This window comes from Kitasatospora sp. LaBMicrA B282, assembly GCF_050325825.1.
Classification (GTDB): Bacteria; Actinomycetota; Actinomycetes; order Streptomycetales; family Streptomycetaceae; genus Kitasatospora.
This window is the reverse complement of the sequence record NZ_JBNQTI010000197.1, coordinates 1-13,755: the sequence shown is the minus strand read 5'-3', so window position 1 is coordinate 13,755 and position 13,755 is coordinate 1. Positions and strand designations below refer to the sequence as shown.

Annotated in this window: 12 protein-coding genes, 1 tRNA gene and 1 pseudogene; 10 read left to right on the top strand and 4 right to left on the bottom strand. The window is 72.7% G+C overall.

Translation table 11 applies throughout. From position 1 onward, the window contains the following. The first annotated feature begins 148 nt into the window (after positions 1-148). The gene (locus ACQRUO_RS34360; protein WP_428320074.1) at positions 149-658 is read left to right on the top strand and encodes a hypothetical protein; all 510 of its coding nucleotides are present in this window, start codon (positions 149-151) and stop codon (positions 656-658) included. On the opposite strand, the gene ACQRUO_RS34355 is transcribed toward ACQRUO_RS34360, so the two are convergent. Further along, positions 633-1,157: a universal stress protein gene (locus ACQRUO_RS34355; protein ID WP_428320073.1), complete on the bottom strand. Its 525-nt coding sequence runs from the start codon at positions 1,155-1,157 to the stop codon at positions 633-635. The genes ACQRUO_RS34360 and ACQRUO_RS34355 overlap by 26 nt on opposite strands. Before the next feature lie 236 nt (positions 1,158-1,393). On the opposite strand from ACQRUO_RS34355, the gene ACQRUO_RS34350 reads away from it, so the two are divergent. Next, positions 1,394-2,368, top strand: a complete 975-nt coding sequence (locus tag ACQRUO_RS34350) for a hypothetical protein (protein ID WP_428320072.1) — start codon at positions 1,394-1,396, stop codon at positions 2,366-2,368. A gap of 292 nt (positions 2,369-2,660) precedes the next feature. Here ACQRUO_RS34350 and ACQRUO_RS34345 read toward each other — a convergent pair. After that, positions 2,661-2,741 (bottom strand) — tRNA-Tyr (locus ACQRUO_RS34345). A gap of 193 nt (positions 2,742-2,934) precedes the next feature. Here ACQRUO_RS34345 and ACQRUO_RS34340 point away from each other — a divergent pair. The 4 genes from ACQRUO_RS34340 (at position 2,935) to ACQRUO_RS34325 (ending at position 6,957) form a co-directional block, all read left to right on the top strand. Then, positions 2,935-3,423 (top strand): YajQ family cyclic di-GMP-binding protein, encoded by a 489-nt coding sequence (locus ACQRUO_RS34340; RefSeq protein WP_428320071.1) that lies wholly within the window; start codon positions 2,935-2,937, stop codon positions 3,421-3,423. 515 nt (positions 3,424-3,938) lie between these two features. After that, on the top strand, positions 3,939-5,114 hold the full coding sequence (locus tag ACQRUO_RS34335) for a phosphatase PAP2 family protein (protein WP_428320070.1): 1,176 nt from the start codon (positions 3,939-3,941) through the stop codon (positions 5,112-5,114). Positions 5,115-5,211: 97 nt separating this feature from the next. Next, complete coding sequence (mug, locus tag ACQRUO_RS34330; protein WP_428320069.1) at positions 5,212-5,781, top strand: G/U mismatch-specific DNA glycosylase; 570 nt, start codon at positions 5,212-5,214, stop codon at positions 5,779-5,781. Between the two features lie 174 nt (positions 5,782-5,955). After that, positions 5,956-6,957 (top strand): NADP-dependent oxidoreductase, encoded by a 1,002-nt coding sequence (locus ACQRUO_RS34325; protein WP_428320068.1) that lies wholly within the window; start codon positions 5,956-5,958, stop codon positions 6,955-6,957. Between the two features lie 3 nt (positions 6,958-6,960). Here ACQRUO_RS34325 and ACQRUO_RS34320 read toward each other — a convergent pair whose 3' ends face one another. After that, a complete protein-coding gene (locus tag ACQRUO_RS34320) occupies positions 6,961-8,310 on the bottom strand; it encodes a citrate/2-methylcitrate synthase (RefSeq protein WP_428320067.1) in 1,350 nt (449 codons plus the stop codon). Between the two features lie 144 nt (positions 8,311-8,454). Here ACQRUO_RS34320 and ACQRUO_RS34315 point away from each other — a divergent pair, with 144 nt between their 5' ends. Further along, on the top strand, positions 8,455-9,645 hold the full coding sequence (locus ACQRUO_RS34315) for a citrate synthase/methylcitrate synthase (protein WP_428320066.1): 1,191 nt from the start codon (positions 8,455-8,457) through the stop codon (positions 9,643-9,645). Positions 9,646-9,669: 24 nt separating this feature from the next. On the opposite strand, the gene ACQRUO_RS34310 is transcribed toward ACQRUO_RS34315, so the two are convergent. Then, the gene (locus tag ACQRUO_RS34310; RefSeq protein ID WP_428320065.1) at positions 9,670-10,071 is read right to left on the bottom strand and encodes a YccF domain-containing protein; all 402 of its coding nucleotides are present in this window, start codon (positions 10,069-10,071) and stop codon (positions 9,670-9,672) included. 240 nt (positions 10,072-10,311) lie between these two features. Here ACQRUO_RS34310 and ACQRUO_RS34305 point away from each other — a divergent pair, with 240 nt between their 5' ends. The 3 genes and pseudogenes from ACQRUO_RS34305 to ACQRUO_RS34295 all read left to right on the top strand — a co-directional run. Continuing rightward, positions 10,312-12,048 (top strand): ABC transporter permease, encoded by a 1,737-nt coding sequence (locus ACQRUO_RS34305; protein ID WP_428320064.1) that lies wholly within the window; start codon positions 10,312-10,314, stop codon positions 12,046-12,048. Between the two features lie 16 nt (positions 12,049-12,064). After that, complete coding sequence (locus ACQRUO_RS34300; RefSeq protein ID WP_428320063.1) at positions 12,065-13,423, top strand: nitrate/sulfonate/bicarbonate ABC transporter ATP-binding protein; 1,359 nt, start codon at positions 12,065-12,067, stop codon at positions 13,421-13,423. A gap of 121 nt (positions 13,424-13,544) precedes the next feature. Beyond that, positions 13,545-13,755: pseudogene (locus ACQRUO_RS34295) on the top strand (hypothetical protein); the annotation flags it as partial.

Here is a 13,755-nt window from a genome sequence, read left to right as displayed (position 1 = left end):
ACCCGGGAAACATCAACCCCCCACCCCCCCGGAACACCGGATCTGGGTCGTCCCGCCCCCCCCCCCCCGGCTCTGGCGTGCGGTGTGGGGCGGGGCTCGGTGTGGCGCGGCGTGCGCTGTGGCGTGCGGGGATCCGGACGGGCGGCGGATGCGTCCCATCGTCGCTCCCGCCGCCCGTCCGGAGGTCGCCATGGTCCGCGCCCGTCCCCTTCCCCTGCTCCCGCTCGCCGTCACCGGCCTGCTCCTCGGCCTCACCGCCTGCGGCTCCACCGCCCAGGTCAACCCCGGCGGGCCCATGGTGCCCGGCGGCAGCCCGCCGGCCGCCGTGACGCTGGACCTCAGCGACCACGCCGACCACGCCACCGTGCGCACCACCGTCGGCGCCACCGTCCGGGTGACCCTGCACAGCACCTACTGGTCCGCCGCCAGCAGCTCGGCGCCCGACGTCCTCGCCCCCAGCGGCTCCCCCACCAGCGTCCCCTCGCCCGGCTGCGTCCCCGGCGCCGGTTGCGGCACCGTCAGCACCGCCTTCACCGCCCGCGCCGCCGGCACCGCCGTCCTCACCGCGACCCGCACCACCTGCGGCGAGGCCCTCGCCTGCGCCCCCGACCAGCGGACCTACACCGTCACCGTCACCGTGACCGCCCCGACCGGCTGACCCCGCCACCCACCGGCACGACCGGCGCCACCGGCAGGTGGCACGCGTTGCGCCGCGCCAGCACCGCCAGCTCCCGCTGCAGCTGCGGACGCGGAACCGTCAGCACCGGGCACCCGGCGTGCCGCACGCAGTAGCCGCTCACCGACAGGTGCCCGCGCCGCCACCAGTGCCGCTCCCCGCACCCGACGATCAGCACGTCGTCCGGCCCGTCCGCCAGCGCCACCAACGCCGCCCCCGCCTCCCCGCGCACCGCCAACCCCTGCAACGGCACGTCCGCCAGCCCCAGCGGGAACGCCTCCGCCATCGCCCCGCCGAGCCGCTCCACCGCCGCCTCCCGGCACGCGCCCAGCAACGCCCCCTGCGGCGCCCAGACCAGCACCGCCACCAGCTCGGCCCCGGTCCGCCGCGCCTCCTCCGCCCCCCGGTGCAGCGCGGCCAGGCTCCCCAGCGACCCGCTGACCCCCACGATCACCCGCCGCTGCCACTCCCGCTCACCCATCCCCACCACCCCTTCGCCACCGGGCCGCCTACCCCACCAGCAAAACCCGCCCCCACCCCGCCACCCCACTCCCCTGACACTTCCCTGACGACCCCACCCCCGCATCCGAACGCTCCCCTGACGAACCTCCACCTCCCCCTGCGACGAAGCCCAGGCGCCCAGGTGCACCGGGGCCTGCCACGGGTGAAAGTGGGGGTGGCCCGAACTCAGCGCCCACCCCCGGGAGAGACGTACGCATGTACGACAGTGAACGCTCCCGTCGGGCGGTCCTCCTGGGGGTGGGCGTCACCCTGGCAGCCGTCGGTCTGGCACTTGCACATCTCCTCTCGCCCGACACGGCGATCGACGGGACGATCCTCGCCCTGCTCGGCATCGCGGCACTTCCATGGCTGGGCTCGATGTTCAAGAGCATCGAGCTCCCGGGCGGCGTGAAGGCCGAATACCGGCAGCGCCTCGCGGACGTCGAGCGAAAGATGGCGGACGTCGAGAAGGCCGTCATCTACGGCGAGAACGACCATGCGCTCCGTAGGATCGGCCGCGAGGTCACCAATTTCTCTCGGCACCTGGAGCACATCGGGCTGGGCGTCGTCACCGAGGCCCCGAAGATCGACCTCCAGCGCGCACCAGAGCACTACGCGTCGGCATATGACGCAGAGACGAACGTCATCGGAGTCGATCCACGGTCAGCCAACAGTCCAGGCATGACGTTGCACGAGTACGCGCATGTCGCCCTCATGTCCTCGGGCTTCAACTTCAAGTCCCCGAGAGACACGCTCGGTCCGATCGAGGCTGGGCTTGCAACCTATCTGACCTGCAGTTACCTGGACTCACCGCGCCTGGGGATGATCACTGCCCGCGCGTTCTCCCTCGGCCTGGTCGGATACTGGCTCGATGGCAGTTCCTTCGCACCGGACCTGCCCCGACGACGGCGACGACCTTCCCGCGCCTGGACGTCTCAACGCGGAACGGTCTGGGGTCAGGTGCTCTGGCGGACACGCTGTGCCGGTGAGCCCCACGACGTGTTCGGATTCGACAGCGCCGTGGCATCCGCATGGCGCAGCGCGGCTGCCATCGACGGCGCCACGGAAGATGCCTTCACCGACTCGCTCAGCGACGAACTCCTGCGCCGAGGTCTGAATCGACATGCCGGCAATTTCACGAAGTTCGCAACCGAGTGCAGGTTGACCGAAGCCCCACGCGATTCCGACTGAGGTCGACCGATTCAAGGTACAGACCCTCTGCCGATCGATCGACCAAGCCGGATGGCGTCCGTACGACCTACGGTCTGACTGCGGGGACCTTCCTACCCACCCCCCGTAGCCGCGAGTCCCTCTCGATCTCCGTCCGGCGCGATTGCAGCCACCGTATGCGGGGCCGCTGACAGTGGCGGCAGCGAGCGGAGTCCGGTCCGTGGCTGGTCCGCGAGCGGGCCACCATTCGGACGCAAAACGAAGCAGCCCCCTGATCTGCGTTTCCGCAGATCAGGGGGCTTCTTCTATCCTGTGGCTGGTGCAGGGTTCGAACCTGCGTAGCTTGCGCGACAGATTTACAGTCTGCTCCCTTTGGCCGCTCGGGCAACCAGCCAGGATGTTGGCCGTTCGGGGGCTTGCCCCGTTCGACTGGGTAAACCTTACCTGATGACTGGGGGTGCTCCGCCACTCGATTGGTCACGTGATGATCAAGGGGGTGGGGTGGGGTGGCGCTGGATAGGCTGGGGCTGTGAGTGCCCCGCATGGGTGGGGCGTGTGTTGCCGACAGCGCAAGGAGACCACCACAGATGGCCGACTCCAGTTTCGACATCGTCTCGAAGGTCGAGAAGCAGGAGGTCGACAACGCGATCAACCAGACCTCCCGTGAGATCGCCACCCGCTACGACTTCAAGAACGTCGGCGCGACCATCGGCTGGACCGGTGAGCGGATCGAGATGAAGGCCGACGGCGAGGAGCGGGTCAAGGCCATCCTCGACGTCCTGCAGAGCAAGCTGATCGCGCGCAAGATCTCCCTGAAGGCGCTGGACGCCGGCGAGCCGCAGCTGTCCGGCAAGGAGTACAAGATCTTCGCGACGATCAAGGAGGGCATCTCCCAGGACAACGCCAAGAAGATCTCCAAGATCATTCGCGACGAGGGCCCGAAGGGCATCAAGGCGCAGATCCAGGGCGAGGAGCTGCGGGTCTCCTCGAAGAGCCGGGACGACCTGCAGGCCGTGCAGGCGCTGCTCCGCGACAAGGACCTGGACTTCGCCATCCAGTACGTCAACTACCGCTGACCAGCACGGTAGTTCGGCGGTAGGGCCGGTAGGGCCAGCCGGCTGGCCAGGCAGGAACCGCAGGTACGAGGGCACCGCGTGGGCGCCCGGCCGCGACGGCAGTCGCGCGGCCGGCGCCTGCGCGGTGCCCTCGTGCACACAGGCGCGAGCCGGACCCCGGGACGTTGCGGTCGCGCCATCGGCCGATTCCTGAGAATTTGATGTATGTCTGCTGGACATCACAGACCTACCTCAAACGGGTGGGAACCGGCGCAGTCCAGGCCAGGCGGCGCACGAGGGGTAGGCGCAACCGGGTGCGCGGGGGCAGGATCGGGGGCGCGCGGGTCACGAGCCGGCGCCCGGGCTCAGTAATTCTTAAAAGTCGAGCATTACGTTGACCCGGCTTGCCCCACCAGGATCTCTCGAAGGGGACGCCACCGGTGACCAGCCCGCTCCACCTCGTCCGTCCTGCCACCGACGCGACCCGTCAGCAGCCGGGCCGTCCCCCGACGCTCCCCGGGAGCCCAGACACGGAGGTGAGCCCGAGCGGTGCCTCGGGCGTCAGTGGCACGGGCGTCAGCAGCGGCGACACGGGCAGCAGCGGCACGGTCGGCAGTAGCGACGGCGCGGTCGGCGGTGTCAGTGGCACGGTCGGCGCCCGCGGCGAGCTCAGAGGCGACCGGGCGGGGCTGTGGCGGTGGGCGCGCTACCTGCGGTTCCTGGCCTGGCCGGTGTACTTCTTCTCGCTCTGGCGGTACATCGCGGACAACGGCCTGCCGTACCAGAACGACGTGGTCTTCTGCTGGCTGATAGGGGCACTGATCGCCGCCGCGGTGCAGGGCGGGTACCGGTTCGGTTGGCTGCGGGTGCTCCGCGACTGGCTGCCGGTGATGGGTGCCGTGTACGTGTACTCGCTGTTGCGCGGCTACGGCGCGCACACGCCGTGGCCGGTGAACTGGCGGCCGCAGCTGGCGATCGACAAGGTGCTCGGCTTCGGGCAGGTCTGGTCGGTGCGGCTGCAGCACTGGCTCTACACGCCGGGGCATCCGCACTGGTACGACTACCTCTGCGTGACCGTCTACATGACGCACTTCTTCGCGATCTTCGTCGTGCTGGCGGTGCTCTGGCAGCGGCGGCACGACCGGTTCACCCGGCTGCTGGCCCTCTACCTGGCGCTGACCTTCGCCGGTTTCGCGACGTACATCCTGTACCCGGCCGACCCGCCGTGGCTGACCGCGCAGAACGGGCACCTGCCGGACCTGACCCGAGTGGTCTCGGACGTCCTCACCCAGAGCGGCCTGCCGCGGGCCGGGTCGATCTTCGAGAACGGCAGCCAGTTCGACAACGACGTGGCCGCGATGCCCTCGCTGCACGCCGCCTACCCGATGCTGCTGGCGCTCTTCTTCTGGCCCACCGCCGGGCGCAAGCTGCGGGTACTGCTGGCCGCCTACCCGCTCGCGATGGCGTTCACCCTGGTCTACGGCGCCGAGCACTTCGTGATCGACGTGCTGATGGGCTGGCTGTACGCGGCGGCCGTGTACTACGGCCTCAGCCGGGTGCTGGACCGGCGGGCGGCCAAGCGCGCCCTGCGGCAGACCGAGCAGGAGCTGGCGCAGCGCGGCCGGGCGACCGCCGGCGCGGGTGCGGGCGGCGGTGGCTTCGACCCGGACGGCGGTCCGGAGCCGGCCGGCGCCACCGCGATGAGTGCGTGAGCCAGCCGGAACGAGAGAGTCCGGTGATCGGCTGAGAGGCCGCGGGGCGGCGTGAGGGGCGGTGCGCGGGAGCGACCGGGAACGGCAGACTGACCCGGTGCAGACTCCCCGCGACGACACCGCCCCCTTCCGCCCGAACGCCGCGCAGCTGGCCGCGGCCCAGGACGCCACCATCCCCGATGTGGCTGCGCCGGGGCTGCGGGTGCTGTTCTGCGGGATCAACCCGGGGCTCTGGTCCGGGGCGACCGGGCACCACTTCGCCCGCCCCGGCAACCGTTTCTGGCCCGCCCTGCACCGCTCCGGCTTCGCCCCGCGGCTGCTGCGGCCGGACGAGCAGGGCGACCTGCTCGCGCTGGGGTTGGGGATCACCAACGTGGTGGCGCGGACCAGTGCGAAGGCCGACGAGCTGAGCCGGGCCGAGCTGCGCGAGGGCGGGGCGGCGCTGGCCGAGCGGGTGGCGACGCTGCGGCCGCGGGTGCTGGCGGTGCTCGGGATCGGCGCGTACCGGACGGCGTTCGGGAAGCCGCGCGCGGTGGTGGGGCGGCAGCCGGAGGGGCTGGGGGACACCGAGGTCTGGGTGCTGCCCAACCCGAGCGGACTGAACGCGCACTACACCCTGGACGCCCTGGCGGCGGAGTTCCGCACGCTGCGCGAGGCCGTGGAGTAGGGCGAGGCGGGCCGGGACCCCCTCATTCCATGAGCCCGATTCATGGAACCGCCCCTCCCGTCGACCCGACCCCCTGCTCCCCGCCCCCGCGGACTCCTAGCGTGATCGACATCCCGGGCGATCCCCCGGCGATCACCTCGGCGATCACCCGCCGCCCAGTCACAGGAGCCCGCGATGCCCCGTCAGTCCCAGGCCGTCCACCTGGTCTCCCGCCCCACCGGCCGGCCCAGCGCCGCGAACTTCGACTTCGTCACGGAGCAGCTGCCGCCGCTGCCCGCCGGGCAGGTGCTGGTGGAGAACGTCTACCTCTCGGTGGACCCGTACATGCGCGAGGCGATGGACGAGGGCGGCTGGGAGCTGAACGCGCCGCTGGAGGGGCGCACGGTCGGGCGGGTGATCGAGTCCCGGACGCCGGAGCTGGCGGTGGGGGACCTGGTCTTCCACCGGCGCGCCTGGCGCACCCACGTCCAGCTGACCCCGGCCGAGCTGCGGCGGCTGCCGGCACTCGACGGCGTGCCGCTGAGCACCCACCTGAGCCTGCTCGGCGGCACCGGCCTGAGCGCCTGGGTCGGGCTGACCCGGGTGCTGCGGCTGCAGCCGGGCGAGTCGCTCTTCGTCACCGCCGCGGCCGGCGGGGTGGGCAGCGCGGCGGGACAGTTCGCCCGGCTGCTCGGCGCGGACCTGATCGTCGGCAGCACCGGTTCGGCGGCCAAGGCCCGGCACCTGGTCGAGCAGGTCGGCTTCGACGCGGCCTTCGACTACCACCTGGCCCCGGTGGCCGAGCAGCTGCGCGCCGCCGCGCCGCACGGGGTCGACGCGGTGCTGGAGAACGTGGGCGGCGAGCACCTGGAGGGCGCGCTGGACGGGCTGCGCGACGGCGGCCGGCTCGCCTGGGTCGGTGCGGTGGCGCAGTACAGCAGCACCGAACCGCCGGCGGCGCCGCGCAACCTGTACCAGGTGGTGGGCAAGTCGCTGCGGCTGGAGGGCTTCCTGGTCCGCAACCACCTGGACGCCCAGCAGGAGCTCACCGACTTCCTGGTGCCGCACCTGCGGTCGGGGCGGATCCGGCCGCAGGAGACGGTGGTGACGGGCTTCGAGAAGGTGGTGGACGCCTTCCTCGGCATGCTCGACGGCGCGAACACCGGCAAGATGCTGGTCCAGGTGGGCGAGGCCTGAGCGCTACCCCAGACCCGCCGGCCGCGGCCCGGTGTACACCGCGCGCGCCCGCATCCGCAGCGGGGCCGCCTGGTACTCCTCCATCGCGTGGGCCAGCCACCCCGCGGTCCGGGCCACCGAGAAGATCACCTCGCCGGCCTCCACCGCCATCCCGGTGAGCTGCGCGAAGGCGGCCAGCGCCAGGTCCACGTTGGCGCTCTCGGCGATCGGCGCCCGCGGCCCGCCGGCCGCCCGGACCAGCTGCTCGACCGCCGCCAGCACCGGACCGGCGCCCGGCAGTCGGCCGACCGCGGCGAGCAGCGCGACCGCGCGGGGGTCGCCCTGCGGGTAGAGCCGGTGACCCAGCCCGGGGATCGGGCGACCGGTGCGCAGGTACTCGGAGACCACCGGCACCGCGTCCCCGGCGGCCAGTACCTCGCCGAGCACCCGGTGGGCCAGCGCGCTCGCGGCGCCGTGCAGCGGCCCGTCGCTGGCGCCCAGGCCGGCCGAGACCACCGCGTACGGGTGCGCCCGCGCCGAGGCGGCGACCCGGGCGGCGACCGTGGAGACCGCCAGCTCGTGGTCGGCCAGCAGCACCAGGGCCCGGTCCAGGCAGTCGACGGCCCCGGCCGGCGGCGGCGCGGCGGACAGCCGGGTCCACAGACGGGCGGCGAGCGAGTCCCCGGACCCGACCCCGACCGACTCCCCCGACCTCACCGGCTCCCCCGACGGCCCGGGTTCAGCCGACGGCCCGGGTTCGGCCGACGGCTCGGCCCACGGCCCCGGCAGCGCCTCCACCAGGGCCGCGATCAGCGCCGCACCGGTGGCCCGGACGTTCTCGGGGCGCAGGTCGAAGCGGAGCGGATCCAGCGAGGCCGCCACCGCGGCCGCGACCCGCAGCCGGTCGGGCAGCCGGGTGCCGGCGGGCAGCGTGTCGCCGGCCCGGCGCAGCCCGGCGACCAGCTCGGGGGCCGCCACCAGCCGCACGCCCGGCTCGGCGCCGACGCCCCAGAGCAGGCCCACCGCCGCCTCGAACCGGTGCCGCTCGGCGAACCGCACCGCGTCCACCCCGCGGTAGTAGAGCCGGCCGTCCTCGATCAGGGTCAGCTCGGTGCGCACGGTGACCGGCTCGCTCGACGGCCACTCGGCCCCCGCCCCGCTCGCGCCGCCCGCCCCGCCGCCCCCGGGCCGCGGCAGTTGCCGGCGCTGGCCCGCCGCCAGTGCCGCCACCTCCGCGGCGTCGAAGGTGCTGCCCTTGCCGCCGGGCACCCGCTCGCTGCTCAGCAGTCCGCGACTGGCGTAGGCGTAGACCGTCTGCACCTTGACTCCGAGCAGCTCGGCGACCTGCTGCGTGGTCAACCTGCCGGCGCTCATCCATGGCCTCCCATCAGGCCCGCCGACCTCCCGGCGACCCGTCCGCAGTATCTCACATTGATTTCAGTCAACGTTGACAACATGGATCAATGCTCGCAGAGTACTGCCTGTCAGCCGTTCCGGTACTCCATGAGGAGGTACTCCATGTCGACCGCGACAACCCTGTCCCCGACGAACGTCGCCACCCCCGGCAGCGCGGGCATAGAGGTGCCCCGCGGCCTCAAGGGCGTCGTGGTCACCGAGACCGCGCTCAGCGACGTCCGCGGCCTGGAGGGCTTCTACCACTACCGGCAGTACTCGGCGATCGAGCTGGCCGAGCAGCGCACGCTGGAGGACGTCTGGCACCTGATGCTGCTCGGCGAGCTGCCGGACGCCGCCGCCCGGGCCGCCTTCCACGCCCGCACCGCCCCGCTGCGCCGGCTGCCCGAGGCGCTGCGCGCCGTGCTCCCCGCACTCGCCGCCGCCACCCGGGCGGCCGGCCCGCTGGCCGCCCTCGGCCCCGCGCTCTCCGTCGCGGCCGCCGACCGGGGCCTGCGCCCGCTCTACGACACCGCCCCCGAGCAGCGGCTGGCGGACGCGCTCTTCGCCACCGCCCTGGTGCCCACCGTGCTCACCGCGGTGCACCGGCTGCAGCACGGCGAGCAGCCCGTCGAGCCGCGCGCGGACCTGCCGTACGCCGCCAACTACCTCTACATGTTGACCGGCCGCGAGCCCGGCCCGGCCGAGGCCCGGGCGATCGAGCGCTACCTGATCGCCACCGTCGACCACGGCTTCAACGCCTCCACCTTCACCTCCCGGGTGATCGCGTCCACCGGCGCCGACCTGGCCGCCTGCCTGGTCGGCGGGCTGGGCGCGCTCTCCGGACCGCTGCACGGCGGCGCGCCCAGCCGGGCCCTGGACACCCTGGACGAGATCGGCACCCCGGACCGGATCGACCCGTGGATCCGCGCCCGGGTGCTGGCCGGCGACCGGATCATGGGCTTCGGGCACCCGGTCTACCGCACCGAGGACCCGCGCTCACGGATGCTGCGCGGGGTCGCCGAGAGCTTCGGCGGCGGGCTGGTGGAGTTCGCCGTGGCGGTGGAGCGCCAGGTGCTGGCGATCCTGGACGAGCTGAAGCCGGGCCGCGAGCTGCACACCAATGTGGAGTTCTACGCGGGCGTGGTGATGCACCTGTGCGGGCTGCCGCGGGAAATGTTCACCCCCACCTTCGCGGCCGCCCGCGCCATCGGGTGGAGCGCCAACATCCTGGAGCAGGCCGCCGACAGCAAGATCATCCGACCGGCCGCCCGCTACGTCGGCCCGGCCGTGCCCCAGCCGGTCCCAGGGCTCTGAGCGCACTCACCACCCGGCGAGGACTCACCACCCGGCGAAGCGCTGGTCGGTGCGGACCACCTCGCGCCCCAGCGGCATCAGCGAGATCGGGATCAGCTTCAGGTTCGCCCACCCGAACGGGATCCCGATGATCGACAGGAAGAGCGGGATGCTGGTCACCAGGTGTCCCAGGGCCAGCCACCACCCCGCGAAGACGAACCAGATCACGTTCCCCACGCAGGAGGCCGCCCCCGCCTCCGGCCGCTCGACCGTGGTGCGGCCGAACGGCCACAGGACGTAGCCGGCGATCCGCAGGGACGCGATGGAGAACGGGATGGTGACGATGAAGATCAGGCACACCAGCGCGGCCAGCAGGTAACCGAGCGCCAGCCAGATCCCGCAGAAGACCAACCACAGCACGTTGAGGACCACCTCGAGCACCTTCATGCCTCCACCCTGCCCGAGGCCGGCCCGGGTCGCCACGCCCCACCGCACACCCCGCCACGCCACGCCACGCCACGCCACGGCCGAACACCCCCGCCACGCCCGGCGGCGTTGGGCCGTGTCGGTGAGTGTTCCCACGTCGGTCATCCCGATGTGGCGGCCCGGCCCGTCCGGAATGGTTGAGTGGCCCGGTGACCGAGCTGGCCAGGGCGTGGCGCGCGCCGCAGTCGGATGGTGGTGCGGATGGCGAGTGACCGCGGTTTCCCGTCCCGGGGCGTCTGGCGGCGACCGGGGCTGCGCTGGGTGGACGTGCTGGTGGTGGCGGCGCTGGTCGGCCTGCTGTTCGGGCTGCTGCGGCTGGCACCGGGACTGAACGCCCCGTTCCTGCCCAACCAGGCACCGCAGTCGGTCTCCACCGACCCGGCCAACCTGCCGTACTACGCCGTCCGTTCGATGCTGCGGATGTTCGTGGCGCTGATCGCCTCGGTGCTCTTCACCTTCGTCTACGCCACCGCCGCGGCCCGGTCCCGGCGGTGGGAGAAGGTGCTGCTGCCGGTGCTGGACATCCTGCAGTCGGTGCCGGTGCTCGGCTTCCTCTCGGTCACCGTGACGGCCTTCATCAACCTCTTCCCGGGCTCCACGCTGGGCCTGGAGTGCGCCTCGATCTTCGCCATCTTCACCGCGATGGCGTGGAACATGACCTTCGCGTTCTACTACTCGCTGATCAGCCAGCCGCGCGAGCTGGACGAGGCCGCCCGGGTGATGCGGCTGACCAAGTGGCAGCGGTTCTGGCGGCTGGACGTGCCCAGCGGGATGATCCCGCTGGTCTGGAACGGGATGATGAGCTTCGGCGGCGCCTGGTTCTTCCTGGCCGCCTCCGAGTCGATCAGCGTGCTCAACCACCACTACGCGCTGCCCGGCATGGGGTCCTACGCGGCCGCCGCGATCGCCGACGGCAACCTCGGCCAGGTGGGGGTCGCGATCGCCGTCATGGTGGTCCTGGTGATCGGCATCAACGTGCTCTTCTGGCGGCCGATGACGGCCTGGTCGGAGCGGTTCCGGGTGGAGGAGTCGGAGTCCTCCGAGCGCCCCCGCAGCCTGGTGCTGGACGTGCTGCGCCGGTCCAGCGTCCCGGCGAAGCTGGGGCGACCGCTGCGGCCGGTGGGCCACGCCCTGGACCGCGGCACCCGGATCTTCGGGCTGGCCGAGCACCCGCTGGCCCGCCCGGTGGCGCGCGAGCGCACCGGGGACGTCTTCTTCGCGGGCGCGGTCAGCGTCGTGGTGGTCTGGGGCGCCTGGCAGGCCTTCGACTACGTGAGCACCACGGTCGGGCTCGGCGAGTTCGGGCACGCCTTCTACCTCGGGGCGGCGACCTTCGGGCGGGTGGTGCTGCTGCTGGTCGTGGCCACCGTGGTCTGGGTGCCGATCGGGGTCTGGATCGGGATGAACCCGAAGGTGCTGCGGTTCGCCCAGCCGGTGGTGCAGGTGCTGGCCAGCTTCCCGGCCAACTTCCTCTTCCCGTTCGCCACCGCCGCCTTCATCGCGCTCGGCATCTCGCTGAACATCGGCTCGGTGCTGCTGATGGCGCTGGGCGCGCAGTGGTACATCCTGTTCAACGTGATCGCCGGCGCCTCGGCCATCCCGTCCGACCTGCGCGAGGCGATGACCGGCTTCCACGTGCGGGGCTGGCTGCGCTGGCGCACCCTCATCCTGCCGGCGGTCTTCCCCTACTACGTGACCGGCGGGATCACCGCGGCCGGCGGTGCCTGGAACGCCTCGATCGTGGCCGAGGTCGTCGACTACGGCTCGCACCACCTGACCGCCACCGGCCTGGGCGCCTACATCGCGAACGCCACCGGGGTCGGGAGCTTCCCGAAGATCCTGGTCGGCGTGGTGGTGATGAGCGTCTACGTGGTGGCCCTCAACCGGGTGCTGTGGCGGCGCATGTACCGCCTGGCCGAGACCCGTTATGCACTCTGACTGGAGCTGACCGAGCATGACGACCGCAACCCCGGACCCCACCCGCAGCACCATCGTCGCGGCCGACGGCGTCACCAAGACCTTCAGCACCCCGGACGGGCGCGCCCTGCCGGTGCTGGACGACATCGACATGCGCCTCGACGAGGGCGAGATCGTCGCCCTGCTGGGCAAGTCCGGCTCCGGCAAGTCCACCCTGCTGCGCTGCCTGGCCGGCCTGATCGCGCCCTCCTCGGGCACCGTGGCCTACCGCGGCGCCCCGCTGACCGCCGCCAGTCCCGGGGTGGCGATGGTCTTCCAGTCCTTCGCGCTGCTGCCCTGGCTGACCGTGCAGCAGAACGTGGAGCTGAGCCTGCAGGCCCGCGGGGTCGGCGAGGTCGAGCGGCGGGAGCGGGCGCTGAAGGCGATCGACCTGATCGGCCTGGACGGTTTCGAGGGCGCCTACCCCAAGGAGCTGTCCGGCGGCATGCGCCAGCGGGTCGGCTTCGCGCGCGCCCTGGTCGTGGAGCCGGACGCGCTCTTCATGGACGAGCCGTTCTCCGCCCTGGACGTGCTCACCGCGGAGAACCTGCGCAACGAACTGGTCGGCCTCTGGGAGGGGCACGAGGCGCCGGTGAAGTCGGTGCTGATCGTCACCCACAACATCGAGGAAGCGGTGCTGCTGGCCGACCGGATCCTGGTGCTCTCGGCCAACCCGGGCCGGATCCGGGCCGAGCTCAAGGTCGACCTGGCCCGCCCGCGCGACCGCCGCACCCCGCAGTTCGAGGCGCTGGTGGACACCGTCTACGGGATCCTCACCGGCCGCGAGGAACGCGAGGAGCGCGAGGCGGCGGCCGCCGCGGGCGCCGCCGAGGCGGCCGTGCCCCGGCAGGCCGCCACTCCGATCACCACCCCGCTGCCGCAGGCCAGCGTCGGCGGGCTGGCCGGTCTGCTGGAGATCCTGCTCTCGATGGGCGGCGAGGAGGGCCTGGCCGAGATCGCGGACGAGCTGAACTTCGAGGTCGACGACCTGCTGCCGCTGGTCGACGCCGCCGTGCTGCTCGGCTTCGCCAACACCGCCGGCGCCCGGATCGCGATCACCGAGGCGGGCCGCGAGTTCACCGCCGCCGACATCCTGACCAGCAAGCCGCTGTTCGCCCGCAACGCGGCCCGGCGGGCCCCGCTGGTGCGCGCCGTGGTGCAGGCGCTGGCCGCCACCGAGGGCCACAAGCTGCGCGAGGACCTCTTCCTGGACCTGCTGCGGCGCGGCTTCGACGGGGACGAGGCGCGGCGCCAGCTGGACATCGCGATCGTCTGGGGACGGTACGGTGAGCTCTACGACTACGACGCCGACGACGGCGAGTTCGTCCTGGAGCCGGGGGCGGAAGCGGCGCTCTGAGCGCCGTGCGGCCGGGCCGGGCGCCCTGGGGGTGCCGGTTCGGGTAGCCCCTAAGAATGCTCCGAGAAACACTTGCTAGATTGCGCAATCAAGCAACTGGCGGAAGAGTGCGGGAGCACAGGTGGCGGAGCACTGGGCCGAACGGCCCGACGACGACATAGCCGGGTGGCCGGGAGGCCCCGAGCCGTCCTGGCCGGCGACCGCCGCGGCCCCGCCGCCCGACCGGGCCGGTTCGCCGGAGTGGGGCGGCCCGCACGAGTGGGCCGAACCGCAGGGCTGGGCCGAACCGCCGACCGGTCCCGCCGGTCCCGCCGGCGCCGCCGCGGAGCCGG

Bases quoted from the DNA above. Each gene is read 5' to 3' on its own strand.
- ACQRUO_RS34320 (WP_428320067.1), bottom strand. From the start codon at position 8,310: ATGAGCGCCGGCAGGTTGACCACGCAGCAGGTCGCCGAGCTGCTCGGA.
- ACQRUO_RS34300 (WP_428320063.1), top strand. From the start codon at position 12,065: ATGACGACCGCAACCCCGGACCCCACCCGCAGCACCATCGTCGCGGCC.
- ACQRUO_RS34340 (WP_428320071.1), top strand. From the start codon at position 2,935: ATGGCCGACTCCAGTTTCGACATCGTCTCGAAGGTCGAGAAGCAGGAG.
- ACQRUO_RS34315 (WP_428320066.1), top strand. From the start codon at position 8,455: ATGTCGACCGCGACAACCCTGTCCCCGACGAACGTCGCCACCCCCGGC.
- ACQRUO_RS34325 (WP_428320068.1), top strand. From the start codon at position 5,956: ATGCCCCGTCAGTCCCAGGCCGTCCACCTGGTCTCCCGCCCCACCGGC.
- ACQRUO_RS34350 (WP_428320072.1), top strand. From the start codon at position 1,394: ATGTACGACAGTGAACGCTCCCGTCGGGCGGTCCTCCTGGGGGTGGGC.
- ACQRUO_RS34305 (WP_428320064.1), top strand. From the start codon at position 10,312: ATGGCGAGTGACCGCGGTTTCCCGTCCCGGGGCGTCTGGCGGCGACCG.
- ACQRUO_RS34310 (WP_428320065.1), bottom strand. From the start codon at position 10,071: ATGAAGGTGCTCGAGGTGGTCCTCAACGTGCTGTGGTTGGTCTTCTGC.
- ACQRUO_RS34355 (WP_428320073.1), bottom strand. From the start codon at position 1,157: ATGGGTGAGCGGGAGTGGCAGCGGCGGGTGATCGTGGGGGTCAGCGGG.
- ACQRUO_RS34360 (WP_428320074.1), top strand. From the start codon at position 149: ATGCGTCCCATCGTCGCTCCCGCCGCCCGTCCGGAGGTCGCCATGGTC.